The 24,582-nt window shown below is 44.7% G+C and carries 20 protein-coding genes and 1 tRNA gene; 12 read left to right on the top strand and 9 right to left on the bottom strand.

The features are described from left to right. Entirely contained in the window at positions 1 to 3,315 is a 3,315-nt protein-coding gene (locus tag ACE5CV_RS02070; protein ID WP_374948488.1) for a DUF4175 family protein, read from the bottom strand. A gap of 141 nt (positions 3,316 to 3,456) precedes the next feature. On the opposite strand from ACE5CV_RS02070, the gene ACE5CV_RS02065 reads away from it, so the two are divergent. The 3 genes from ACE5CV_RS02065 to ACE5CV_RS02055 all read left to right on the top strand — a co-directional run bounded on the left by ACE5CV_RS02065 (position 3,457) and on the right by ACE5CV_RS02055 (position 5,647). After that, entirely contained in the window at positions 3,457 to 4,107 is a 651-nt protein-coding gene (locus tag ACE5CV_RS02065; protein ID WP_374948487.1) for a response regulator transcription factor, read from the top strand. Between the two features lie 147 nt (positions 4,108 to 4,254). Beyond that, on the top strand, positions 4,255 to 5,523 hold the full coding sequence (locus tag ACE5CV_RS02060; RefSeq protein WP_374948486.1) for an MFS transporter: 1,269 nt from the start codon (positions 4,255 to 4,257) through the stop codon (positions 5,521 to 5,523). A gap of 50 nt (positions 5,524 to 5,573) precedes the next feature. After that, a tRNA-Pro gene (locus ACE5CV_RS02055) sits at positions 5,574 to 5,647 on the top strand. Between the two features lie 160 nt (positions 5,648 to 5,807). On the opposite strand, the gene ACE5CV_RS02050 is transcribed toward ACE5CV_RS02055, so the two are convergent. Next, positions 5,808 to 6,677, bottom strand: coding sequence for a flagellar motor protein MotB (locus ACE5CV_RS02050; protein WP_374948485.1), 870 nt, complete (start codon positions 6,675 to 6,677; stop codon positions 5,808 to 5,810). Between the two features lie 196 nt (positions 6,678 to 6,873). Between ACE5CV_RS02050 and ACE5CV_RS02045 the strand changes: the two genes are divergently transcribed. The 4 genes from ACE5CV_RS02045 to ligD all read left to right on the top strand — a co-directional run bounded on the left by ACE5CV_RS02045 (position 6,874) and on the right by ligD (position 11,759). Further along, a complete protein-coding gene (locus ACE5CV_RS02045; protein ID WP_374948484.1) occupies positions 6,874 to 8,067 on the top strand; it encodes a threonine synthase in 1,194 nt (397 codons plus the stop codon). A 153-nt stretch (positions 8,068 to 8,220) separates the two neighbouring features. After that, the gene (locus tag ACE5CV_RS02040) at positions 8,221 to 8,619 is read left to right on the top strand and encodes a VOC family protein (protein ID WP_374948483.1); all 399 of its coding nucleotides are present in this window, start codon (positions 8,221 to 8,223) and stop codon (positions 8,617 to 8,619) included. Positions 8,620 to 8,804: 185 nt separating this feature from the next. Further along, positions 8,805 to 8,978 (top strand): DUF3606 domain-containing protein, encoded by a 174-nt coding sequence (locus ACE5CV_RS02035; protein WP_374948482.1) that lies wholly within the window; start codon positions 8,805 to 8,807, stop codon positions 8,976 to 8,978. A 9-nt stretch (positions 8,979 to 8,987) separates the two neighbouring features. Then, the gene (gene ligD / locus ACE5CV_RS02030) at positions 8,988 to 11,759 is read left to right on the top strand and encodes a DNA ligase D (RefSeq protein ID WP_374948481.1); all 2,772 of its coding nucleotides are present in this window, start codon (positions 8,988 to 8,990) and stop codon (positions 11,757 to 11,759) included. A 73-nt stretch (positions 11,760 to 11,832) separates the two neighbouring features. Here the strand turns inward: ligD and ACE5CV_RS02025 are convergent, their stop codons facing one another. The 4 genes from ACE5CV_RS02025 to ACE5CV_RS02010 form a co-directional block, all read right to left on the bottom strand. Further along, complete coding sequence (locus tag ACE5CV_RS02025; protein ID WP_374948480.1) at positions 11,833 to 12,198, bottom strand: PleD family two-component system response regulator; 366 nt, start codon at positions 12,196 to 12,198, stop codon at positions 11,833 to 11,835. 210 nt (positions 12,199 to 12,408) lie between these two features. Beyond that, entirely contained in the window at positions 12,409 to 13,035 is a 627-nt protein-coding gene (locus tag ACE5CV_RS02020) for an NAD(P)H-dependent oxidoreductase (protein WP_374948479.1), read from the bottom strand. A gap of 84 nt (positions 13,036 to 13,119) precedes the next feature. Next, on the bottom strand, positions 13,120 to 13,512 hold the full coding sequence (locus ACE5CV_RS02015) for a hypothetical protein (RefSeq protein ID WP_374948478.1): 393 nt from the start codon (positions 13,510 to 13,512) through the stop codon (positions 13,120 to 13,122). Positions 13,513 to 13,524: 12 nt separating this feature from the next. Next, entirely contained in the window at positions 13,525 to 15,780 is a 2,256-nt protein-coding gene (locus ACE5CV_RS02010) for a transglycosylase domain-containing protein (RefSeq protein ID WP_374948477.1), read from the bottom strand. Positions 15,781 to 15,900: 120 nt separating this feature from the next. Here ACE5CV_RS02010 and ACE5CV_RS02005 point away from each other — a divergent pair, with 120 nt between their 5' ends. The 3 genes from ACE5CV_RS02005 (at position 15,901) to ACE5CV_RS01995 (ending at position 18,063) form a co-directional block, all read left to right on the top strand. Further along, complete coding sequence (locus tag ACE5CV_RS02005) at positions 15,901 to 16,992, top strand: Mrp/NBP35 family ATP-binding protein (RefSeq protein WP_374948476.1); 1,092 nt, start codon at positions 15,901 to 15,903, stop codon at positions 16,990 to 16,992. A 45-nt stretch (positions 16,993 to 17,037) separates the two neighbouring features. Then, on the top strand, positions 17,038 to 17,316 hold the full coding sequence (locus ACE5CV_RS02000) for a NifU family protein (RefSeq protein WP_374948475.1): 279 nt from the start codon (positions 17,038 to 17,040) through the stop codon (positions 17,314 to 17,316). A 108-nt stretch (positions 17,317 to 17,424) separates the two neighbouring features. After that, positions 17,425 to 18,063 carry a hypothetical protein gene (locus ACE5CV_RS01995; protein ID WP_374948474.1) on the top strand — a complete coding sequence of 213 codons (639 nt, stop codon included), beginning with the start codon at positions 17,425 to 17,427 and terminating at the stop codon, positions 18,061 to 18,063. Between the two features lie 113 nt (positions 18,064 to 18,176). Here the strand turns inward: ACE5CV_RS01995 and def are convergent, their stop codons facing one another. Beyond that, entirely contained in the window at positions 18,177 to 18,749 is a 573-nt protein-coding gene (gene def / locus ACE5CV_RS01990; protein WP_374948473.1) for a peptide deformylase, read from the bottom strand. An 18-nt stretch (positions 18,750 to 18,767) separates the two neighbouring features. After that, positions 18,768 to 20,000, bottom strand: a complete 1,233-nt coding sequence (locus ACE5CV_RS01985) for a M16 family metallopeptidase (protein ID WP_374948472.1) — start codon at positions 19,998 to 20,000, stop codon at positions 18,768 to 18,770. A 132-nt stretch (positions 20,001 to 20,132) separates the two neighbouring features. Here ACE5CV_RS01985 and hpt point away from each other — a divergent pair, with 132 nt between their 5' ends. Further along, the gene (gene hpt, locus ACE5CV_RS01980) at positions 20,133 to 20,672 is read left to right on the top strand and encodes a hypoxanthine phosphoribosyltransferase (RefSeq protein ID WP_374948471.1); all 540 of its coding nucleotides are present in this window, start codon (positions 20,133 to 20,135) and stop codon (positions 20,670 to 20,672) included. Beyond that, positions 20,673 to 21,167: a hypothetical protein gene (locus tag ACE5CV_RS01975; protein WP_374948470.1), complete on the top strand. Its 495-nt coding sequence runs from the start codon at positions 20,673 to 20,675 to the stop codon at positions 21,165 to 21,167. It abuts the gene before it with no gap. A gap of 4 nt (positions 21,168 to 21,171) precedes the next feature. Here ACE5CV_RS01975 and mfd read toward each other — a convergent pair whose 3' ends face one another. Next, positions 21,172 to 24,522 (bottom strand): transcription-repair coupling factor, encoded by a 3,351-nt coding sequence (gene mfd, locus ACE5CV_RS01970; RefSeq protein ID WP_374948469.1) that lies wholly within the window; start codon positions 24,520 to 24,522, stop codon positions 21,172 to 21,174. Positions 24,523 to 24,582: the final 60 nt, after the last annotated feature.

Raw genomic sequence — 24,582 nt, 5'->3', positions numbered from 1 at the left:
TTATTTTGCATTGAGTTGGTCAAAGTAAAGTTTAATTTTTTGCCTGTAATACAAATTAAGTGCCGAAGGTACTGTTCTAATCTGTTCTGTTTGCTTTGTCTTTACCTGCTCATAATTCTGCAAAGCTTTTATATATCCGGGCGGCATATCATTTGCGGCGCGGCTTTCCCTCTTTTGATCCTGCTCGCGTTGTTGTTCAGCTTTTTCTGCTTCCAACAGCCGCGTTTGTATTTGTTGTTGCCTCTTCAGCGCCTCATCTGTAATTCTCCTGTTTACGAGATCGTTTTCAGTTTGTTCCATTTCTTTTGAAATTTTGTCCAAATTACCCAACCTGTTTGTGCCATCTTTGTTGTTCTCTTTACTTATTTGCTGTAACGTTTGGCGGATCATTTGCTGCTGGCGTGCCATTTTTGCCAATCTTTCGCTCATGCCCTGTTGGCCCTGCTGCCCCGGCTGGTTGCCCTGCTGTTTCATCATATCGCGAGCTTGCTGCATATTTTGATTTAATTGCTGCTGCATTTTACTTAACTGCGACATAGAGGGGCTGCCCTGCTTGCCTTTGCCATTGCCGCTTTTGTTCTGCATTTTTTGCAACTGGCTAAGCGCTTCACTCAGCATTAGCGCAAGGTTATTCATGGCAGTCATTGCGAATTGCTGGTTGCGCGTTGCCAGCGGGGTATTGCGCTCGCCCAGGTTGTTCAGCGCTTGGTCTATATGGTCATTTATGCTGGTGATCTCTTTATTAACGGTTGATTGGATTTGCGGAATACGCTTGCTTAAGGCGTATAAGGTATCCTCTGCTGTTTTAAGGTTGTCTTTTACATCTTTTTGGTTCTGCGCCAAAGTAATATAAGCCGGATCATTAGGGTAAGTAGTGCGTAACGATTGCATGATCTTTTCCTGCGTGAACGAACTGTTTACCAGTGATTTTAATAATTCCCGCAGCTGCCGGGCATCAACAGCATTCTGGCTTTCTTCACCTTGCTGCTCATCCTGTTCCAATTTGCCGGCCAGCTGCTTCATTTGTTTTGCCGCCTGCTGCTGTGATTTTGAAGCTTGTTGCTTATTGTTTTTTTGAAGGCTGTTGCTGCTTTGCTTCATTTGCTCTTCAATAGCCTGTTTGTCCTGCTCCGGGTTATCAAATTTTTCTTTATTGCCGTTTTGCTCGTTGGTTTTCTTCAGGTCGTCCAGAGATTTTTTTATTTTCTGAAATTCGTTGTTTAATTTTTCCTGCCCCTTTAAATTCTGGCCTGCATCAGCATTCGGCGTTTTGTCAGCCAGCTGCTGCTGCTGGTTGGCCAGTTCGGTTAGCCGGTTAACCACCTGGTTTAACTTTTGCTGAAAATCCAGCTTTTTGTAAAGCTCCAGTAAACGGTCCAGTTCTTTTTTTGTCGATTTATTGTCGCTCTGCATTTTTTGCAACTCATCGCGGGTAGCGTCCTTTTGGTCTTGCTCCATTAATTGCTGCAATTTTTGCAGCATGTCTTTAGTTTTATCATCCAGCATATCTTTCAACAACTCGTCCATTTGCTGCTGTTTTTCGGTAAGCTCTTCTTTTTGCTGCTGACTTTCCTGCCGGTTATACTGGTTCTTTTTATTTTCCTTTTGAATTTCTTTGATCAGATCATCTAAATCTTTACGCTTTTGCAATAGCTGCTCTACCTGCTTTTTTTCATCGAATGACAGGTTGTTTTTATCAAGAAACGATTGGTTGAGCTTTTGCGCTTCCTTCTCTATCTGCCCGGCAATTTTTACTGCCGACTGCATTTTTTGCTTCACGGCTCGGGTGCCGGCGTTTAATTGCTCTGCAAGTGCAGCAGCATCAGGTACTTTTAATGTTCGCTCCGGGCTGCGCGCTGTTTTAGGCCCGCTTACCGCGTCGTTATCGGCCACTTCAAAAAAATAAGTAACGTTATCACCGGGTTTAATACCGAGTTCTTTTAAGTTCCAAAAATAAAAAAAGCCAGATTGCGTAGCTCCTAGGTCAGCCTTTACAGGCCTGTTAAATTTGCGTTCGCTACCCTTTTCGCCTGTTTTATAATGAAAGCTAAGGAAGGAGAAGCCATGGTCATCCTGTATCTTCCCGTTAAAGTAAAAAGCTTTCATGCTAACGGAATCTGGCTTTTCTTCTACAGCAATTGATGGCGCCTCGTCTGCCACAACATTTATGCGGTACCCGGCCGAATCGATTTGATTTACAGTATTGTTAACAGGGGCAACCTTGTAGAAACTAGTTTTAATAATGCGTTCGCGATGTTCAAAAGTATCGTCTGCGGCAGGGCTGATGTTTTTGACGTTGTCATTTATTGAAAATGTAAGGCCGGTTGCGTTTTGGGTGTGAAATTTCCAGTTAACCAAGGTTCCGGCCGGTACAGTCAGGTCGCCGGCATTGGCAACCACCTCCGCTTTTTTATGCAAATATGCAGGGTACGTTAATTCAGCATCAAAATTTAGCACAACAGGTTTAAGGTTTACCCTGATCAGGTAAGGTGCCGATTTAAACCCGCCACCGCTAAGCCGGAAACTAGTGTTTTGCTGCAAGTTGTTAAACAGGTAGTGGAATTTGCTGATATTATCCTTGTCCAGCTTAAAGGTGGTGCTGCTTGTTTCGATATAGACATCTGCCGGCAGCCGGTCGCCGGTAAGTTTAAGTTCCAGGTTCAAGTTTTCACCCTGTACGGCAGAAAGGGTTTTATTAAGCACCACAAACTGAAATGGGGCCGCAGGGGCAAAGTACTCGTTATGCCTGATAAGCCTTTTTGTGCTTTCTGTGAGGATAGATGGGGCCGCAAATGCAATAATACAAATGATGGCGGCAGGCGGGATAACCCACTTCAAATATTTTGTATTGTCCCTAATATTAATTGCAGAGGGAAAACTTACCGGACTCAGCGCTTCAATCTTTTGGTTGATGCTCGCTTCCAGCAGTTCGCGGTGGGCGGGGTGTTCATCCACTTGTTTTTTAAGCTGCAGGGTGTTCAGCAGCTTGTCATGAACATCGTTAAAGTGCCTGCCAATTATCTCGGCCGCCTGGTCATGCGTGAGGGTTTTACCTAACTTTACCCAGGCCAGTAAAGGAGGTAGAATTAGCCATGCCACCAGCCCCAGATTAAGCATAATAAAAAAGTAAAAAAGCAGGGTACGGGTAAGCGTATTGAAATTGCCGAAGTACTCGCTAAGGGTGATTACAACATACGCCGAAAACAAGCCCGCACCCAAAAATATCAGCCCGCGCAGCAGATTGTTATAGTGGTATTTACGAATAAATGTGTTGATCTTTCCGATCAGCAATTCATAGTTCTGTGGCGATGTCATAATGAGCAGCAGCGTTCGCGGGTACGAGATAAACGAAAATAGCAGATTTAATGGTATAGCTGAACATAATTAAAACATTAGTTTACAATTAAAGCAATTAAACCTAGTTTAACAGAGATTAAAAAGCCCTATCACCAAATAATGGAAGCCCAAATTCAGGAACACATTGCAAGTTTTGAGCATTTGCCCTGTGTGGTTATTATTCATGACCTTGCCGATGAACGTGTGGTTTATATGTCTGAACGGGGATTGAATGACCTGCAAGCCTCTCTTGAGCAGGTAACTGCCCTGGCGGCAGACGATTATTACAAGCAATACTTTAACCCCGAAGACGCCCAGGATTATGTTCCTAAGATATTGGGCCTGTTGGAACGGAATAATAACAATGAGATAGTAACCTATTTTCAGCAAGTAAAACTGCCCGGCAAGCCGGATTGGGTTTGGCATATGTCGAGCACTAAGATATTTGCACGCGAAGAAAGTGGAAAGCCCAGTCGTTCCATTACTATCGCCGTGCCGATAGATGCGATGCACCACATGACAGCGAAAGCCGCCCGCTTGCTGGAGGAGAATAATTTTTTGCGCAAAAATTACAAGAGTTATTCAACGCTTACCAAGCGCGAGCGGCAGGTGCTAACGCTGGTTGCAATGGGCAAAAGCGCGGTAGAAATAGGTGAGGAACTTTTTATATCGGTACGTACTGCCGAAACACACCGTAAAAACATTAAACAAAAACTAAACGCCAGCACTTTCGAACTGATGCAATACGCCCGCGCATTCGACCTTGTTTGATCTGTGACTCTCCTATAAAAAAGAAGACCGGGTTTACTCCTAAGTAATCCTCGCCGCCTATTTTAAAATGCTTGAATGGGTAACTTAACTATTACAACGGCGCCCAAAAACAATTAACAGGCAATGGTTGTCGTTCAAATATTAGCAATGAACATAACTACCTTCAGGGCATTTCGCAGTCGTAACTACAGGCTGTATTTTGCTGGGCAATCCATTTCACTCATCGGCACGTGGATGCAAAAAACAGCGGTGAGCTGGGTTATCTACACATTAACGCATTCAACCTTTATGCTGGGGCTTACATTGTTTGCCAGCCAGTTCCCATCGTTTCTGCTATCCATGTTCGGCGGTGTAGTGTCAGACAGGTACAACCGTTTCCGGGTATTGCTGAGCACACAGGTAGCATCAATGATACAGGCAACGTTGCTTGCGGTGCTCATACTGCTTAAACATTACGAGGTTTGGGAGATATTGACCCTTAGCGTGCTGCTGGGCATTGTAAATGCTTTTGATGTACCGGCAAGGCAATCGCTGGTATATGAGATGATAGAAGACAAGAACGACCTGCCTAACGCGCTTGCGCTAAATTCATCCATGGTAAACCTGTCCCGGCTGATCGGGCCGGCGATAGCCGGGTTTATTTTAGAAAGCTTTGGCGATGGCGTTTGCTTTGTACTGAATGCAGTAAGCTTTATTGCCGTATTGGCATCACTGCTAATGATGCGTTTGCCGGCTTATGTAAAAACCCTTCACAAAAAAAATGCCTTTGGTGAACTGAAAGAGGGCTGGGCTTACATCAAAGCCACGCCATCTATCAGCTTTGTGATCGTGATGCTGGGGCTCATCAGCTTATTTGTACTGCCCTTTAGTACGCTAATACCTTACTACGCCCGCGAAGTTTTTAAAGGGAATGCTACAACTTTTGGAGTGATAGATAGTGTAATTGGATTGGGTGCTTTTAGCGGTGCCATCTTCCTGGCATCGCTGCAGCCGGGCAGTAATTTAAAAAAGATATTAAGTATCAATACCCTTGTGTTCGGGATAGGACTGATGCTTTTTTCTCACGAGAAACTTTACCCGTTGGCGTTAGTATTTGCCACTATTGCCGGCTTTGGGATGATGTCGCAGATCACGATTAGCAATACACTTATCCAAACTACGGTGGAACCGGCCATGCGCGGCCGGGTGATCAGTTTTTATGCCATGGCATTTTTTGGCCTGCAGCCCATCGGCGGGTTGCTGGTAGGCTCGGTGTCTAAATGGATAGGCGCGCCCGATACTATCTTACTGGAAGGCATTATTGCATTGCTCATCGGCTTTTTACACATGCGTTACCTGCGAAAAGAAAAGCTAAAGCAGGCGCACAACGTAATGGCGGTAACAGAGCAGCACGTGCAGGCGGTGGCAGCAACTTAACCGCAAAACTTTTTTTTTATTCCAAATTATATATTTGCTGCCCCGGAATCCGGGATGTAGCGTAGCCCGGTATCGCGCCAGCATGGGGTGCTGGAGGTCGTGGGTTCGAATCCCGCCATCCCGACGAAAAGCCTTGTTGATTGCTACAGGGCTTTTTGCATTATAGCTTTTCTATGTTTGATGGCAAACTCACCGATCAGCAAGCGTTGAATTTTTTCATGACCCCGTAAATAAAGTATAAAAGCCCCACTCGGTACCGAGCGGGGCTTGTTATTTATCCTGGCTTATTTTTGTGCAGGTGCAGTTTCCGGCGCTTTGCCTATCAGGTCCATAAACTGATCCAGCTTAGGGGTAATGATAATTTGGGTGCGCCTGTTTTTGATCTTACCTGCTTCGGTAGTGTTGTCGGCGATCGGGTTATACTCACCACGGCCGCCTGCTGTTAAGCGTTTAGGATCAACCTGGTAAGTGTTTTGCAACGCCTGCACAACGGATGATGCCCTCAGGGCACTCAGATCCCAGTTATTACGGATGTTTTTCTGAGAGATCGGTACATTATCGGTATTGCCTTCAATCAACACATCATAAGTGCTGTAATCTTTAATGATTTTAGCAATCTTATCCAGCGTTGCGCCGGCTTTGTCAGATATCTCATAACTGCCGGATTTATACAGCATGTTATCAGACAAGGATACATAAACTACCCCCTTTAATACATGCACATCCACATCCTTACTTTCTGCCTGGCTTAATGAGCGGGTTAGGTTGTTGGTAAGCACCATGTTAAGCGAGTCGCTTTTATTTTTGGCATTAACCAGCTGCTGAATGTATTTATTAGAGCTATTGATCTCGTCTACCAGTTTAGAAATGTTAAGATTACCCTGGCCGCTGCTGGTTAAACACTTGTCTAAAGCAGCCTGCAGTTGTCTTGCGCTTGCACGCTCAGAAGCTATTTGTTCTTCCAAACTTTTAACGCGGCCGCGCGCTACCGCAAGGCCCTGCTCACTGGTTTGATACTTTACACTTAAATCGCGCGTGCTGTTTTGCAATTGGTCGTAATTGCCTTGCAATTCTTTATATTTTTTGGAGCTTACACAGCTCGATGCAACTATTGAACCTATCAATAGCGCGGGAACGATCATTCTTATTTTCATAAAATTCTATTTAGGTGAAAACTGAACCTAAAACCGATTAAGCTTAAAAATGTTTGAATTGCCAAAATGGTGGCATTCATAAATAATTGTAAATCAGCATATGCAGCGCTTAAACAGCTTTTCTGTTGGGAAGCATTTGATAAAAAACTTGTTGATGCCCGCTGTTGTTGATAACTTGCCCTAAGTATAACCACTCATGACAGGCACTCCCACAATAAGTACTTCTTTACTGCTTGATCTAATATGCCCGGAATGCGGTGCCGGGTATGATGCATCGGTTGTGCAAACGGTGTGCCTTAATGAAGCCTGTAAAAGTTCGCTATTTGCCAGGTACGATCTAAGCCGAACCTTAGACCGCGCCATATTAACCGGCCGGCCGGCAAACATGTGGCGGTATCATGAATTGCTGCCAGTTATCAACCCTATAAACATTGTAACAATGGGCGAAGGGTTCACACCTATCATTCCGCTTGTTAATTTGAAAGACCAGGCCGGGGGTAACACCGTTTTTTGGAAAGATGAATCGGGCAACCCAACGGGATCGTTCAAAGCTAGGGGAATCAGCGCAGCGGTGTCAAGAGCAAAGGAACTGGGAGTGGAGGCTATTGCAACACCTACCGCCGGTAATGCGGGCGGCGCCCTGGCAGCTTATGCGGCAAGGGCCGGCATTACCGCCGTTGTTTACATGCCCCGGTTAACCCCACAAGTATTTAAAGACGAGTGCCGCCTGTACGGCGCCCACCTGTTAGAGATAGATGGCAACATCAGCGATTGCGGCCGGCTTATCAATGAGCATGCGGCGGCCAACAACTGGTTCCAGATCTCCACATTGAAAGAGCCGTACCGTTTAGAAGGCAAAAAAACGCTTGGCTTTGAGATTGCCGAGCAGTTCAACTGGCACCTGCCCGATGTGATACTATATCCCACTGGGGGCGGCACCGGCCTCATTGGCATCTGGAAAGCGTTTGATGAATTTGAGCAAATAGGCTGGATCGATAGCCGGCGTCCGAGAATGGTAGCTGTACAATCTGAAAGTTGCGATGGCATTGTAACCGCGTTCCATGGCGGGCATCAAAGTTCGGCGTTTGCCGATGGTGGTTTTACGATAGCAAACGGCCTGCGTGTGCCCAAACCATATGCCGATAAGATCATTCTAAAAGTACTCCGCGAAAGTAAAGGCACCGCGTTAACCATCAGCGATAATGAAATGCAACACGCCCTGAAAGAAATTGCCCGCAGCGAAGGTATGCTGATAGCTCCTGAGGGTGCCGCACTCTGGCAGGCTTACAAAAAACTAAAAGCCACCGGTTGGATCAGTGCAGGCGAGCAGATATTAATGATCAATACCGGCAGCGGATACAAGTATTTAGAGAATATTGAGATTGAATAATGTTTAGTCTGTTAGTTACTCAAGCATAGCACAATGGCGTTAATCGCATCTTAACACGTCGTATTTACACCTCTGATTATCATATTGTTGGCCGTATTTTTGTTTTATTAAACCGGGGGATAAGTGCCTTATCAACCATAAAACAGAAATACCATGTTAAAAGATTCAAACGCATTCGGCAGTTTTTCTGCCAACGACATCGACAAAGCGCAGCAGTTTTATGCAGAAGCCCTTGGCCTAACCGTGGAAAAGAATGAGCAGATGGGTAATATCCTGACGGTACATACGGCCGGCGGCGCTCATTTTATCATCTACCCTAAACCAAACCACAACCCTGCAGAATTTACGGTTTACAATTTCCTGGTACCGAATATTGATGATGCGGTAAATGCGCTCAAAGGAAAAGGTGTAACCTTTGAAAGTTATGACAGCGAGTACCTTAAAACAGATGAAAATAACATCTCTCGCGGTGATGGCGGCCAAGGCGGACCAAGCATTGCCTGGTTCAAAGATCCTGCAGGTAACATCTTGTCTGTCATTGAAGAAAGTTAAACGGTCGGGTAGCAAATTCCTATTACCGTTTCCTTAATTAATAGCTGTTGGCTTCTGCCGGCGGTTACCCTACAGTTTGCCATATCAATAGGAAAAGATGCTTCATCAGAAATTTTCTTAGTAATTAACACACTTTCAAACCATTTAAGAATAAGGCTGTTAATTTGTTACTAAAATAATTTGTTATGGATAATAAACAGAATACCGGCAGCCCGGACAGGGACAGAATAAACGTGAATGAAGATTACGAATTGCAGTACTGGAGCGAAAAATTCGGCGTTAGCCATGACGAATTGAAAGAAGCTGTTAAGTCGGCAGGTACCGCTGTAAAAGATGTACAGGCTTATTTAAACAAATAATCAATCGCTATGAGCCTGGAAAAATACGTCGAGAAGCGGGATTTTACAAAAACCGCTGAGCCCAAAGCCGGAAAAAGTAAAGATAAGGATAAGCTGATGTTCGTGATCCAGAAGCACGATGCATCGCGCTTGCATTACGATTTCAGGCTGGAGATGGAGGGCGTATTAAAAAGCTGGGCAGTGCCTAAAGGCCCGTCTACCGACCCTAAGAATAAACGCTTGGCCATGATGGTAGAAGATCACCCGTTCGACTATCGCAATTTTGAGGGCATCATCCCGGAAGGCGAGTATGGAGGCGGTACAGTGATTGTTTGGGACCAGGGAACCTATGAGCCGATAGAAGAAATAAAGGGTAAAAAAGCCCAGGAAAAGCACCTGCTTAAACAGCTTAAAGATGGCTCACTTAAAATAAAACTTCACGGCGAAAAATTGGAGGGGGAGTATGCTTTGGTCAAAACCCATGGCATGGGCGAAAATGGCTGGTTGCTGATCAAACATAAGGACGATTTTGCATCGGCAGCTGATATTACCAAAAAAGATAAATCGGTACTATCCGGCAAAACCATCGAGAAGATGGAAAAGACCAGCGAAAAAGTGTGGCAGCACGGGCATGAAGAAGATGTGGAAGAAGATAAGCCCAAGAAAAAAATAGCGTCAAAAAAAAAACCGCATGAACCTGCGGACGACCTGGCTGATGTTGCCGATAACGCTACCGCTTCAGACGAGCAGGATGTAAAGGCTATTCTGAAAAAAGCCCCGAAAGGAGCTATCCCAACCGGCATGAAACCTATGCTGGCCACATTGGTAAACGAACCCTTTGATGACCCCGATTGGGTGTACGAAGTAAAATGGGATGGTTACCGTGCGCTGGCCTTCATTAACAAAGGCGAAGTGCAGCTGCTATCGCGCAACAACAAAGATTTTAATGAAAAATACTACCCGCTGAAAACCCTGCTGGAAGGCTGGAACATAAACGCGGTGATAGACGGCGAGATCCTGGTGCTGAACGATAAGGGGGTATCAAACTTTGGTGCGTTGCAGAATTGGCGCAGCGAGGCTGACGGAGAACTTGTACTTTATGTATTCGATATTTTATGGTACGAGGGTAAAAACCTGATGGATTTACCATTGATAGAACGACAGGCCGTTCTTAGAGACGTGCTGCCAACAGACGATGACCGTGTGCGCATTAGCCAAACCTTTAAAGCAAACGGAACCGAGTTTTTTGAGGCGGCAGGTAAAATAGGCCTTGAGGGTATAATGGCTAAGCGTGCCGATAGTACGTACGCGGCAGATGCACGGTCTAAAGACTGGCTAAAGATCAAGATCAACAAGCGCCAGGAAGTGGTGATTGGCGGCTTCACTAAAAATGAAGGTACGGCCAAGCAATTTAGTTCGTTGCTGTTGGGTGTTTATGAAGAGGGCAAACTTCGTTATGTTGGTAAGGTAGGCACCGGTTTTTCTGACAAGTTACAAAAGGAAATGATGGCCTTGTTTAAGCCTATAATTACCGATAAGTTGCCATTTGACACTGAGCCCGACGTGAACAAGCCATCGCGGTTCAGGCCTAATCCGCCAAAGGCTAAAGCGACCTGGTTAAAACCCGACCTGGTTTGCGAGGTGAGCTTTACCGAAGTGACAGGCGATGGGGTTTTTAGGCACCCATCCTTCGAGGGGATGCGGGTTGATAAAAAAGCCAAAGATGTAATTCGTGAGACGGAAGCAGATACAACAGATGTAGTTGAAGCAGCTGAAAAGCCGAAAGAACATAAATCATCATCAGAAAAAACAACCGATGAGCAGCCCGCTAAACATAAATTAGTAAGCGCACCGAAAGAATCTGTTAAGCGCACGTTGCTAAACCCTAAAGAAGAAACACAGGTTAAAAAGATTTGCGGGCATGATTTAAAATTTACCCACCTGAGCAAAGTTTACTGGCCCGAGGATGGCATAACCAAACGGGATATGTTTAACTACTATTACCAGGTAGCCGAATACATTTTGCCTTATTTAAAAGACAGGCCGCAATCGCTCAACCGGTTTCCTAACGGCATCCATGGCCCGAGTTTTTACCAAAAAGATGTTAAAGGCAAATCGCCTGATTGGGTTAAAACTTTCCCGTACACCACCAGTGATGGCGAGGATAAAGACTACCTGGTTGGGCATGATGAAGCAACACTATTGTGGATGGCATCTTTAGGCTGCATTGAAATGAACCCCTGGTTTAGCCGCGTACAATCGCCGGATAACCCGGACTATTGCATTATCGATCTTGACCCGGACAAGAATACTTTTGACCAGGTGATAGAGGCCGCCCAGGAAGTTAAAAAAGTGCTGGATGCGATTGATGTGCCCAGCTATTGTAAAACGTCGGGCTCCACCGGGATGCACATCTATATCCCGCTTGGGGCTAAATACGATTACGACCAGTCGCAAATGTTTGCCCGACTAATTGTCAATATTGTACATCAGCAAATACCGGATTACACATCCTTGGAGCGGATGATCAAAAATCGTAAAGGGAAAATGTATTTGGATTTTTTACAGAACCGCCCGGGTGCTACTATTGCAGGGCCTTATTCACTTCGCCCTAAACCAGGTGCAACCGTTTCCATGCCCCTACATTGGGACGAGGTAAAGCCTGGCCTTACCATGAAACACTTTACCATCCATAATTCCATTGCCCGCCTCAAAAAAGAGGGCGACCTTTTTAAAGGCGTTTTAGACAAAGGCATCGATCTGGAAAAAACGATAAAAAAAGCACAAAGTATATTTCAATAGTAAACAGTCACTGACAACAAAAAAGGCAGACCCAGCTAATTGGATCTGCCTTTTTCATTTAATTTATACTGCCTTATGCAGCCAGTTGGTTCTCTACTTTGTCAAGTAGCGCCGTAATGTCAAAGGGTTTGCTCAAAAAATCATCCGGCGCGCCTGTCTGGTCAAGCGTTTTAGCCACATCATCAGTTGCCGAACATATGATCACTGGCAGCTGGTGTGTTGATTTGTTATTTTTGAGGAGTTTGCAAATTTCGCGGCCGTCCATACCGGGCAGCAAGGCATCAAGGATCAATAGATCCGGCTGGGTGTTATTTACCTGGTTGATGACGTCTTCCCCGCTATTTAACGTAGAAACGACATATCCGTTGTTAGAAAGGATATAGCTCATTACCTCAACTATCAGGTCGTTATCGTCAACTATTAATATCTTCTTGGTCATGGCTGTTATTTTCAACCTCTTATGCAAAGCCTGTGCCGACAGTAACAAATAGTTATTAAAAATTAATTAAAGATTAGTTTTTTGCTTTTAGTCCTTCGTTTAATTGCATTTTGGAGTTAAACCGTAACTAGAAGTAAATAATAAAAGCGCAACTGTACAACTATTAGGTGTTGGTGCGCTTTATATTAGTCAATACGAAATATGGATAATTTATATCCGGATAAACATATCGTCTTTATGTTTTCTAACTTTCTTAAGTTTACTGTTTGGGTCATCATCAGCACGGTAGCCAATACCAGCTATGACGGTAGCAGTAAGTCCTTTTTCTGTTAGGCCCAGTATCTCATCAAATTTTGCCGGGTTAAAACCTTCCATTGGTGCACTGTCTACCTCTTGTTCAGAAGCTGCTGCAATTAATACACCTAAAGCGATGTAAGCCTGCTTTTGTGCCCAGACTAAAAGCTGTTCGGGGGTGCGGCCGGTGATAGCTCCCTGAACCATATCTTCAAAACCTGAAAGGGTTGCACGTTCTACATTCCGCGTAGCTGCAACATGATCTATATATTTTTTGCCATGCTCCGGCGTAAGTATCTCTGCGGCAAAAACAATCAGGTGTGAGGCATCGGTAACTTGCGGCTGGCCAAATGCTGCTTCACGTAACCTGGCACGAATCGATTCATCTTCAATTACCAGCACTTTAAATTGCTGAAGGCCTATAGATGTAGGAGCCAGTTGTATTGCCTCTAAAATATATTCTAATTTATCGGCAGCTATCTTTTTAGTGCTGTCGAATTTTTTGGTGGCGTAACGCCATTTTAATTTATCTACTAATGACATGGTGGTTCGTTTTATAATTGGCTCAAATTTACATGTTGTAACATGCAAATGCGTCATGATCAGGTAAACTAATTTGGGCTGGATTTATAGCTCGCCGGCGGTTGATCGCAGGTCACCGTATGGCTCGCCTTCGAAATGTATTTGCCTTGTTTCCGGGTCAATAAAAAAATCCCAGTAAGAATGCTGGTTATTAAGGTCATTAACCAGTGCCGAGCAGCTAAAGGTAAGCTGTAAATCATAATTGATGCGCAGGCGGCCGGCCAAGGTTACCGGGTTGTAACGTTTGACCTCGAACCGCAGGTTAGTGATCTCGGGCGAGCCAAACTTCTCTTTTTCTTCCTGCTTTAATGCTTCTACTATTTCGGCAAAAGTTTGTGTGCCGATTGCGAATAGCGCATCAATTGCAGCAAGCAGTTGTTCATTATCACCCGGCATAATGAAAGCTGGTGGTAAGTATGCTGTGAATTTCTCTTGCATCCAGCCGTCAAATTAAGGCATCTTTGCCTTTAGTTCCTTTTCCTTGTCCTTACTTTCCTGCTTCAGGCGTTTCTTTTCGTCTTTTATCTCCTGTTTGGTTTTGCCGGCGGTATCCACATTATCTATCCGTCGCTTGTAATCATCTTTCATGGCGCTGATCTCCTGCTTTAAACGCTGCTTGATCATGTCATTGGTTTCCTTCACCTTTTCCTCGGCTTTGGCCGCGGGGGTAGTATCCTTTTTGCCGAATAAGCGCTGTATAAAACTTGGGCGTTTAGGCTCTTCAAAAACCGGTGCCACCCCAACGCCTTCATCTTCGGCTGTTTGTTTAATCAGGCTGTCGGCAGTAGCTGTATCTATTGGCGCAATGGTCCTTCTCAGGCTCTCTTTTAAACGCACGCTATAAAAGCCATAAGCATTCGAATCGCGGGCGGTTAAGCCTTTACCGGCCATCAATCGGCCTATCAGGTTAAAGTATCCGTGAAGTCGGCCGCGCAAGCTGCCGTCGGCTTCAAATGCATATAAACCGGCTTTAGGATTAGGCACTATGCTGGCCAGGAAGATTGATTCGCCCAGGCTTAGTTCTGACGGCGATTTGCCAAAATAATACCGTGCAGCCTCTCCAATGCCGTAAATACCGCGGCCCCACTCAATGATGTTGAAGTAAACTTCCAGCATGCGGTTTTTACTCATGATGCGGTTGTTCTCAATCATCCACACAATCAGGATCTCTTCAATTTTGCGGGAGAGCGTTTTGTTGCGGCTTAAAAAGGCATTTTTAACCAGCTGCATAGATATGGTGCTGCCGCCCCGCTTGAATTTATGGTCCTTAATATCGGTTATGATAGATTTGCGGATAGACTCTTCCACAAAACCTTTGTTGCGGTAAAATGAAGGGTCCTCTGCCGTCATCACCGCGTTACGCAGGTTAGGTGAGATCTGTTCCAATGGGGTAAAGTCAACATTTTCCGGCCCTATCACGTGTGGCGGCATCGGCTTGCCTTTTTCGTACGGAGTGTAAACAAATGTCTTGTTCAGCTTGCCCAGATCGGTTTTGCCATAGCTGATGATGCGGAAATTATCTTTATCCAGCCGCGAATCAAATTGCAGGTTATCCAGCTGCTTTGAGTTATAAAAAAGGTTAAGGTTGTAACTCAGCTTACCGGCTACCTTAATACCTTCTAATGATTCAAACATTCCGGTAGGGAACGAATCGAATATATCCTGGGCGTTCTGCCAATCGGTATGAACTTTAAGCTCGTAAATTTTTACCGGTTTAAGCGTGTATTTGATGTAGGGGTTAGCCGTTATTTTTTTTAAATGGATAACTGATGAGCTATCCAACGATACATAGTTTTCGCCCACAAATACGTTGGCATCGATAGCGCCGCTAGGTACAACAATATCAGTTGTAGATAGCCCCGGATGGTTAATGAGCAGGTTGCGGACCGACAGGTAACTGAAGATCTTGGTTTCGCCGCTGCTGTTGCTCACTTTGGTAAGCTTGGTTGTCAGTGTATCAAAGTTCAGCTTTACCTTAAATTTCTTTTGCAGGATGGGCAATTCCACCTTTTTGCCATCAGCGTAAAGGCGCACATCGATATCTTTATCCGACGCATGCATTTTACCGTCGAAGTGCCAGGTGGCCTGCGCTGCACCGTCATCAACCTTAATGGTAGAGGCCAGTTTGCCGCTATTGATCACTGCGGTTTGCGCAAGGGCGCTCATGCGGGTGGTATCATCACGGTAACTCACCAAAAAGTTGGTTAGCGACAGGTTATCCGGTATTTTGTAAAGTACATCGTTGATAAGATTGTTAGAAAGTTCAGAAAGGTCAACCTTGCGGGTGCTGGTTGTGTCTTTTTTCTTTTTAAACAGGAAGTCGAAATTTTTAACACCTTTGTTGTTGGTGAGGTTCAAATGGCCATTTTGCACTACTACATCGGCCAGTTTGATGGTACCGAAAATCAGAGGAAACAACTTTACACTAACATCAAAACGCTTTACCGAAAAAAGACTGTCGCGCTGGTATGGGACCACAGAGATATCTGAAAAGGCAACAGTACTGATGCCTGTAAAGTGTGCCGATCCTATTTTTACATCTAAATTATAATCCCTTTTGGCTTTTGCTTTAGCTTTGCTGATGGCTTTTTGAAGCAGCACCTCGCGTTTAGAATAGGCAATGTATCCACCTATCAGCATTACAACTACTATTACCGCAGCTACGATACCTGCAATACGGATATATTTGGGGTTGATACGGCGCATCTGATAAATTTGTTCAAAACTAAACTAAATATGGTGTGGTGCAAACGGCTGGTTAAAGCAAATTGTTTTTGATAACAACGCAGGCTGCTACCTGTTTTCGTATTTTTGTGATGAAATAAAATGGAAATAACTAAAGAACAAGTATTACAAGCCCTGGGTAATGTAGAGGAGCCAGATCTTAAAAAAGACCTGGTTACCCTTAACATGATACAGGATATTTATATAGAAGGTAACAAGCTAAGCTTTTCGGTTGTTTTAACAACACCGGCGTGCCCGTTAAAGGCGCTGATTGAGAATGCCTGCCGCAATGCTATCAGTCACTTTATCAGTAAAGATATAGAGGTAACGGTAAACATGACCTCGCGCGTTACATCGCAGCGTAATACCGGTGTACCGGGGGTGAAAAACATTATAGCGGTAGCCTCAGGCAAGGGTGGAGTAGGTAAATCTACCGTATCTGTAAACCTGGCGTTAGCATTATCTAAAACCGGCGCAAAAGTTGGCTTGATCGACGCGGATATTTACGGGCCTTCTATCCCGATCATGTTCGGTTTAGAGAACGAGCGCCCAAAGGCCACTCAAATAGACGGCAAAACACGTATTGAACCGATTGAAAAGTTTGGCATCAAGTTATTATCCATAGGCTTTTTTACAGATCCTAACCAACCGGTGCCATGGCGCGGGCCAATGGTATCTACAGCGGTAAAGCAGCTGTTTAACGATGCCGACTGGGGCGAACTGGATTACCTGGTGATAGATTTGCCACCGGGTACCGGCGATATACACATCACCGTTACGCAAAGCTTCCCGGTAACAGGAGCTGTGGTAGTTACCACCCCGCAAAAAGTTGCCCTTGCCGATGCGAAAAAAGGGATAGGCATGTTTTTGATGCCGGCTATAAACGTACCCATTTTGGGCATAGTTGAAAACATGAGCTACTTTACGCCTGCAGAATTGCCGGACAATAAATATTACATTTTTGGACAGGGCGGTGGCCATAAATTAGCGCAAACTTTAGATGTACCTTTTTTGGGCGAGATACCATTGATCAAAAGCATCAGCGATAGCGGGGATGCCGGCCGGCCGATAGTTATGGAAGAAGAAGGCGTAATGAATTCGGCGTTTATGGAAATGGCCAGGCGGGTTGCCCAGCAGGTTTCTATCTATAACGCGCAGGCGGCTAATACGCCGCCGGTAACAACTGCTAATTAGGCTATTTAAATATTTTTAAATAACTTTACTATATAATTAAATAAAATGAGTTTACACGATCAGGTAGAGGCAGCATTGAACACCATTCGCCCTTATTTAGAGGCAGACGGCGGCAATGTTTCTGTAGAAGAAATTACTCCTGAAAAAGTAGTTAAGTTGAAGTTACTGGGTTCATGCGGGTCTTGCCCGATGAGCATCATGACACTTAAAGCGGGCATAGAGCAAGCTATTTTAAAAGCCGTACCAGAGATAACCGGTATTGAAGCCGTAAACCTAACCGACATTGACGACCCCAATGCCGTACTGCCTGAGAACCTGAGGTAGTTGTTAAGATTTGTTAAATAACCTTACCAATAACTTGTATACCGTATTTTTGCCTGGTGTTTAAAACAATAATTTAAGCATATGGGTAGTTATACTACAGGTTTATAAATGAAGAAGTTAATAACTATATTGTTAGTTTTTGCATCATTTGTTGCATTTGCCCAGCGGAATGACAAACCTTTGGTGCAATTTACCGGCGTTATTTTTAATGCCGATAGTACCAATGTGGTGGTCCCGTTTGTAAACATTACCAACCAAAGCAATAAGGACGCGGTTTACTCGGCCAATTACAAAGGCTATTTTTCTTTTGTGGTGCATGAGCAGGATACCCTTAAGTTTACCGCAGTTGGCTATGCGCCGGTTACCGTTGTGATCCCGGCGAAGGTAACCAGCAAAAGTTACACTGCGCAGGTACTCATTAAACCGCAGATCAATAATCTGCCGGTGGTGCGCCTGTTTCCCTGGGCAACTACAGATGAGTTCCGTAAAGATTTTGTATCCGCCAGAATTGCCGACGACGACCTGGAGGTAGCCCGTAAAAATATTATGCGTGCCACTTTATTCGCATCGCAAAATACCCTGCCGCGGGATGGGCACGAGATCCAGTCGGCCAATGCCAACCAATTTCATAATAACATAGTAAACTCCCATTCTATAACCAATCCATTGCTAAATCCGCTTGCCTGGGGCAGCCTCATCAAGTCGATATCAGACGGCGATAAGAGCCGCGGTTCGTCGTCAAATTAAGATTGGAGAACTGAATTAAGACATAAACAAAAGCGGCGCTTTCATTTTGAAAGCGCCGCTTTTGTTAACTTATACAATCGTAATCCTGGCGATCAACGCCTCGGATCTAAATTTTATCTTCCTTTTTTAGCCGCCGGAAATTTCATGCGGTAATCTACATCAACCGCCCCTTTTGAAATATCGTTAAGGCGTTTCTCAATAAGTCGTTTACGAAGCGGGCTTAGCTTATCGGTAAACAGTTTACCTTCAATATGGTCATACTCGTGCTGAATAACACGTGCAGCCATTCCGTTAAATGTTTCCTCGTGATGTTTCCAGTTCTCGTCGTAATAGGACAAACGCACAACCGGTTTGCGCGATACATCCTCACGGATATCCGGGATGCTCAAACAGCCTTCATTAAATGACCATTCTTCGCCGGTTTCTTCTAAAATACGCGCGTTTATAAAAGCCTTTTTAAATCCCTTTAACGCAGGCTCCTCATCGTCAAACGGCGATACATCTATAACAAATAACCGCATGGACATACCTACCTGCGGGGCGGCCAATCCTACACCACGGGCACCGTACATAGTATCAAACATATTATCAACCAACTCTTTAATATGCGGATACTCATCAGGTTCAATTGACGTTGCTTTACGCCTTAAAACAGGGTCGCCATATGCTATAATAGGATATTTCATTATACAAAAGTAATAGATTTACGCTTTAGGCTCAAATAATAAGGTTATCATACCGTCATTATCAAATATTTCATTGCTAATCTCCAGTAGTTCATTGGCCGTAACCGAATTGATCTTGCTGAATATATCTTCTAACGAATCTATCCTGTTAAAATCGAGCAGGCTTTTGGCCATAGATATGATCATGCTCATGCGGTTTTCTTCGGCAAGGGCAATCTGACCGATGAACTTTTCTTTGGCTTGCTTTAATTGTACAGTACCTAGTTTGTTATCGCGCAGCTTTTTTAACTCCTTGTGCACCAGTTTGAGTGCTTTGCCGGCCTTTTCAGCATCGGTGCCAAAGTAAATGGAGAAAATCCCGGTATCTGTTAACGAAGTATAATTACTTTCGATAGTATAGGCAATACCATATTTTTCACGGATCTCGAGGTTGAGCCGGTTGCTCATGCCCATGCCGCCCAATACATTGTTGAGCAACAATAAACCATACTTATTAGGGTGGGCCGAGGGGTAAGCCCTGCCGCCCAAAACACAGTGCGTTTGTGTTATAGGTTTTTGAATTTGATGTAAAGAGCTTTTAATGGCTGCCGGTGCTACGCGATGTTTTTGCGCTGTATTCTCCGGCACATTGCCAAAATATTTTTCGCAAAGCTTAACCAGTTTTTTAAAATCGTAATTGCCATAAACGGCAAAAACCATTTGATGGGTATTGTTATTTGCCTGGATAAACTGCCTGATGTCGGCAACTGTAAACGCGCCTACAGATTCCGGTGTCCCTAAAATATTTTTGCCGATGGGGTGCCCTGCAAAAAGCAGTTCTTCAAAATCGTCCTGAATGGCTTCTTCTGGCTGGTCCTGGTAACTGGCAATCTCATCCAGGATAACGCCGCGTTCCTTTTCAATTTCTTCCTGCGGGAAGGTGGAGTGAAACAGGATATCTTCAAAAAAATCTACAGTGCGCTCCAGGTGCTGGTTAAGCAACGATGCGTGGATGCAGGTATATTCTTTTGTGGTGTAAGCATTAAGATCGGCACCTACCAATTCCAGGCGGTTTAGTATCTGCGGGGTATTGCGCCTTTCTGTTTCCTTAAATAGTAAATGCTCAATAAAGTGGGCCAGGCCCTCCTGTTCAGGCAATTCATCGCGCGAGCCGGCCTTAAAAACAAAGCAGCAATGCGTAATGGGCGATGGAGACGGTTTAAAAAGTATTTTGATGCCGTTAGCGAGCGTGTGAACGTAATGGTCTGTCATGCAGTTCAAATATAGTATTTATCTTTTGCGTAAATGTGATCTGCCGGTCAAGATGCGGCTAAGGGTTAAGCCGTAAATCGTACCGACGATATTTTTATATGACACATTAAAAAATAAATTTATTTTAGTACGATGAAACTACAAATAGACGATCTGGAATTTGAACCGTTAATTTCTCCGGAAAAGATCCAGCAGCGCGTTGCCGAAGTAGCGCGGCAGATCAATGAAGACTTTGAAGGAAAGACGCCCATATTTGTAGGCATCCTTAACGGCTCTTTTATGTTTGCTGCCGATTTGGTGAAAGAAATTGTAGTGCCCTGCGAGGTTACGTTCACTAAGCTGGCCTCTTACTTTGGCGGCTTGTCCAGCACCCGCACCATCCGCGATGATTTCGACCTGCACGTAAACATTAAGGGTAAAGACGTGATCCTGATTGAAGATATTATCGACAGCGGTAACACCATCAAATACCTGATCGAAAAACTGATGGTTCGCGAACCGGCATCCATCACGGTATGTTCCCTGCTCTTTAAACCCGATGCCGTGGTTTACAGCATCGAGGAATTAAAGTATGTAGCGTTCCAGATCCCTAATGAGTTTGTAGTGGGCTATGGTTTAGATTACAAAGAGTTAGGCAGGAATTTAAAAGGGATTTACAGAAAGATAGGGTAGATGAAAATAAAGATTAATGGTTTATTGGTGCTAATTTTAGCTGTAGTGCTTGCAGGTTCTTGTAAAAAAGATGACCCTACAACATCTCTTGAAATAAATGTGATAAACGGTGCGACTAACGCCGCATCACCCGGAGCAACAATTAAATTATATGCAGGCGCAAATGCAGTTTCAGATAATGTGCCAACCTACACCAATACAACAGATGTATCGGGAAGAGTAAAATTTAACGTTAAGTATCAAAATCAATATTATATAATAGTGGAAAACGGAAGCGCCAAGAACTTTTATTCGGGGCTGGTGCCGGTCGCTATATTTAAAACGCAGGCAGACATCAGTGCAAGCCCAGCTCAAAACCCCATAGCTGTTATTGGCGGCATAAAATTTCAGGACATCAACGGCGACGGTGTTGTTAACGCACAAGATAATATAGTAGCGCCCCTAATAACAATTAAAGCACAAACAAATAATACTATTAGCGTTACAATTTATTAAGCACTTAAACCGGCTGCCAGGCAATCTCACTCAAGAAATCTAAAGCCTGGTTAATGGAATTTACACCCTCTATACTTAAACGCAGTGTATTTTTTACTTCCTTTAAATTAGTGCGCCTTGGGTTGCGCTGTACAAAGTTGAGCACTTCTTTAAAGGCATCCGTTTCAAAGTAAGAGGATTGCTGGTTGGTGATAAAGTATCCACGCAGTACATTCTTTTTTAATGATACCTTTTCAAAGCCGATAGCTTTACCCAGCCACTGCAGGCGCATAGAATTAAGCAGATCGTTCACCTGCTCAGGTATTGGCCCAAAGCGGTCATGCAGTTGTTGCTTAAAAGCCTCCAGTTCAGTTTCATTTTCCAGTTTGCTCAGTTCGGTATACAGATTATAGCGCTCAGCAATACTGGTTACATATTCATCCGGGATCAGGATCTCCTGATCGGTATCTATCTGCGTGAACGAAATGTAAGGCTTTGGCTTCTCCTCAGGGAATACGCCCTTAAATTCGTCTTCTTTCAACTCCTGGATTGCCTCGTCAAGTATCTTGTGGTACATGTCAAAACCAATCTCGGCAATAAAACCGCTTTGCTCGGCACCCAGCAGGTTACCGCTGCCACGGATGTCCAGATCGCGCATGGCCACATTAAAACCACTGCCCAGGTCGCTGAATTCTTCAATGGCACTCAGGCGTTTGCGAGCCTCATTGGTTAAGGTTGATAACGGCGGACTCAGCAGATAGCAGTACGCTTTTTTATTGCTCCGACCCACACGGCCGCGCATCTGGTGCAAATCGCTAAGGCCAAACATGTGGGCATGATTGATGATGATGGTGTTGGCATTGGGGATATCCAGGCCTGCTTCAATAATAGTGGTTGCTACCAATACATCATACTCGTGGTTCACAAACTTCAGCATCACATCTTCCAGCGCATCGCCCTCTAATTGCCCGTGGGCAATGCCTATACGGGCCTTTGGCACCAGTTTATGGATCATGCCACCCAGCTGCGGCAGGTCGGCCACGCGGTTGTGAATGAAGAATACCTGCCCGTCGCGCTCAATCTCGTGCTGTACTGCTTCTTTAATGAGCGTATCGTTAAATACATGCAGCTCGGTAACCACCGGCTGCCTGTTTGGCGGCGGTGTGGAAATGATGGAAAGGTCTCTGGCGCCCATCAGCGAAAAATGGAGCGTGCGGGGAATAGGTGTCGCCGTCAGCGTTAACGTATCCACATTTGCGCGCATTTGTTTAAGCTTCTCTTTTGTGCTAACCCCAAACTTTTGTTCCTCGTCAATGATCATCAGCCCCAGGTCCTTAAACTTTACATCCTTACTTACCAAACGGTGTGTGCCGATGATGATATCTACCTTTCCGTCTTTTAAGCCCGCCAAAGTATCCTTGATCTGTTTGGTGGTTTTAAAGCGGTTAACGTAATCGATATTGCATGGGAAACCCTTAAGGCGGTCGCTGAAGGTTTTATAATGCTGGGCGGCTAAAATAGTAGTAGGTACCAGTATGGCCACCTGCTTGCTATCTGCAACAGCTTTAAAGGCCGCACGTACGGCTATTTCTGTTTTACCGAAGCCTACGTCGCCGCAGATCAACCGATCCATCGGGTGGGGCGATTCCATGTCCTTCTTAAAGTCGGTAGTGGCCTTTTCCTGGTCGGGGGTGTCTTCGTAAAGGAACGACGCCTCCAGTTCTGTTTGCAGGTAGCTATCCGGCGAAAAAGCGTTCCCGTCTTGCGCCTTACGTACGGCGTAAAGCTTGATCAGGTCGCGGGCGATATCCTTAACTTTTTTTTTTGTTGTTTTCTTCAGCCTTTCCCAGGTATCGGTGCCCAGCTTATTCATGCGGGGCTGGGTGCCTTCTTTGCCGCTGTATTTGCTGATGCGGTTAAGCGAGTTGATGTTTACGTACAGCAAATCGTTATCGGCATATACCAGGCGGATCATTTCCTGTGTTTTACCGTTCACCTCAACTTTTTCCAACCCGGCATATTTGCCAATACCGTGGTCAATGTGGGTGATAAAGTCGCCGGGTTTCAGGTCACGCAGTTCTTTCAGTGTGATGGCCTGCGAGCGTTGGTATCCCTTTTTGGTTTTGTATTTGTAATAGCGGTCAAATATCTGGTGATCGGTATAGCAGGCCAGTTTCTGCTCGCGATCAATAAACCCTTCGCGGATGCTGATACTTACCGGGGTAAATTTAACCGTTTTATCCAGGTCCTCTAAAATGGCATAAAGCCGCTCAACCTGGCGTGCAGAATCGGTCAGTATAAAGTTTTCGATCTTCTCCGCCTCATTGTTTTTAAAGTTGTGGATCAGCAGGCTGAAATCTTTATTAAAAGAGGGTTGCGGGCGCATATCGAATCCGATCTGCACGGCATCGGTGTAAAAGAACTGCTTACCAAATTCTATTAAGGCAAAATCGCGCAGCTGGTCGGCAATCAGCTTTTCATCCGTAAAGCTGAATTTAGGATCTATCCAATCAAGGTTTTGGTTTTTATCCTCGGCAGATAGCGCTTTCCACAATTGTGTAGCTTTTTTATGACCGGTTTGGATAATATCCAGCGTAAACTGCACATCTTTTATCCATACGCAGGTATCGGGCTCCACGTATTCCAGCAGGGAAATATTATTTTCTGTAAGGAATTTTGATTGTACGTTGGGTACGATGGTGATGTTCTTTACCTGTTCTACAGAAAGCTGGCTCTCAATTTCAAACGTACGGATCGACTCTATAAAGTCGCCAAAAAATTCAACCCGGTAAGGCAGGTCGTGCGAGAACGAAAAAATATCTACTATACCCCCGCGAACAGAAAACTGCCCCGGCTCGTACACAAAGTCAACCCTGTCAAAATCATACTCTACCAAAAATTCGCTGATAAACTCAATGCTTAGCTTATTGTTGACAGATATTTCTAAAGTGTTTTTTTCTAACGACGCGCGGTCTATCACCTTTTCGGCAATGGCCTCGGGATAAGTAACAATCAACTGGCCGTATTCGGTACTGTGGTTAAGCTCATTTAAAACCTCGGCACGGGCCAGTACATTTGCACTATCGGGCTGGGTAAATTCAAATGGCTTGCGGTAGGACGATGGGAAAAGCAGCACATCCTTGCCGGTTAGGCTTTCCAGATCGGCCTGAAAATAAGCGGCCTCTTCACGCTCGGGCAGCACAAATATCATGTGCTTATGCTGCAAAAAATACAATGCTGCCGCCATAGCCGCATCACCCGATCCGACTAAACCCCGCAGCTGTATCCTTGGATTTTTACCGGCATTAAGCGCTTTCGCCAATGCCTTTACCCGTTCGTCAACCTTGTATCGCTCTAATATATCCCGGATGTTCAAACTGCTGCAAATATAGGTAAAAAAGGGTTTTTAATATCCCTGGGTTAATTATCAGAAATT

Source organism: Mucilaginibacter sp., assembly GCF_964263795.1.
GTDB lineage: Bacteria > Bacteroidota > Bacteroidia > Sphingobacteriales > Sphingobacteriaceae > Mucilaginibacter.
Note: the sequence above shows the minus strand (reverse complement) of the source record. Positions and strands in the feature narration are given on the sequence as shown.

Excerpts from the sequence above, each read along its gene's own strand:
- ACE5CV_RS02005 (WP_374948476.1), top strand. The coding sequence starts at position 15,901 with ATGGAAATAACTAAAGAACAAGTATTACAAGCCCTGGGTAATGTAGAG.
- ACE5CV_RS02000 (WP_374948475.1), top strand. The coding sequence starts at position 17,038 with ATGAGTTTACACGATCAGGTAGAGGCAGCATTGAACACCATTCGCCCT.
- ACE5CV_RS02020 (WP_374948479.1), bottom strand. The coding sequence starts at position 13,035 with ATGTCATTAGTAGATAAATTAAAATGGCGTTACGCCACCAAAAAATTC.
- ACE5CV_RS01995 (WP_374948474.1), top strand. The coding sequence starts at position 17,425 with ATGAAGAAGTTAATAACTATATTGTTAGTTTTTGCATCATTTGTTGCA.
- ACE5CV_RS02035 (WP_374948482.1), top strand. The coding sequence starts at position 8,805 with ATGGATAATAAACAGAATACCGGCAGCCCGGACAGGGACAGAATAAAC.
- def (WP_374948473.1), bottom strand. The coding sequence starts at position 18,749 with ATGAAATATCCTATTATAGCATATGGCGACCCTGTTTTAAGGCGTAAA.
- ACE5CV_RS02060 (WP_374948486.1), top strand. The coding sequence starts at position 4,255 with ATGAACATAACTACCTTCAGGGCATTTCGCAGTCGTAACTACAGGCTG.
- ACE5CV_RS01975 (WP_374948470.1), top strand. The coding sequence starts at position 20,673 with ATGAAAATAAAGATTAATGGTTTATTGGTGCTAATTTTAGCTGTAGTG.
- hpt (WP_374948471.1), top strand. The coding sequence starts at position 20,133 with ATGAAACTACAAATAGACGATCTGGAATTTGAACCGTTAATTTCTCCG.
- ACE5CV_RS02070 (WP_374948488.1), bottom strand. The coding sequence starts at position 3,315 with ATGACATCGCCACAGAACTATGAATTGCTGATCGGAAAGATCAACACA.
- ACE5CV_RS02025 (WP_374948480.1), bottom strand. The coding sequence starts at position 12,198 with ATGACCAAGAAGATATTAATAGTTGACGATAACGACCTGATAGTTGAG.
- ACE5CV_RS02015 (WP_374948478.1), bottom strand. The coding sequence starts at position 13,512 with ATGCAAGAGAAATTCACAGCATACTTACCACCAGCTTTCATTATGCCG.
- ACE5CV_RS02050 (WP_374948485.1), bottom strand. The coding sequence starts at position 6,677 with ATGAAAATAAGAATGATCGTTCCCGCGCTATTGATAGGTTCAATAGTT.
- ligD (WP_374948481.1), top strand. The coding sequence starts at position 8,988 with ATGAGCCTGGAAAAATACGTCGAGAAGCGGGATTTTACAAAAACCGCT.
- ACE5CV_RS01985 (WP_374948472.1), bottom strand. The coding sequence starts at position 20,000 with ATGACAGACCATTACGTTCACACGCTCGCTAACGGCATCAAAATACTT.
- ACE5CV_RS02040 (WP_374948483.1), top strand. The coding sequence starts at position 8,221 with ATGTTAAAAGATTCAAACGCATTCGGCAGTTTTTCTGCCAACGACATC.
- ACE5CV_RS02010 (WP_374948477.1), bottom strand. The coding sequence starts at position 15,780 with ATGCGCCGTATCAACCCCAAATATATCCGTATTGCAGGTATCGTAGCT.
- ACE5CV_RS02045 (WP_374948484.1), top strand. The coding sequence starts at position 6,874 with ATGACAGGCACTCCCACAATAAGTACTTCTTTACTGCTTGATCTAATA.
- ACE5CV_RS02065 (WP_374948487.1), top strand. The coding sequence starts at position 3,457 with ATGGAAGCCCAAATTCAGGAACACATTGCAAGTTTTGAGCATTTGCCC.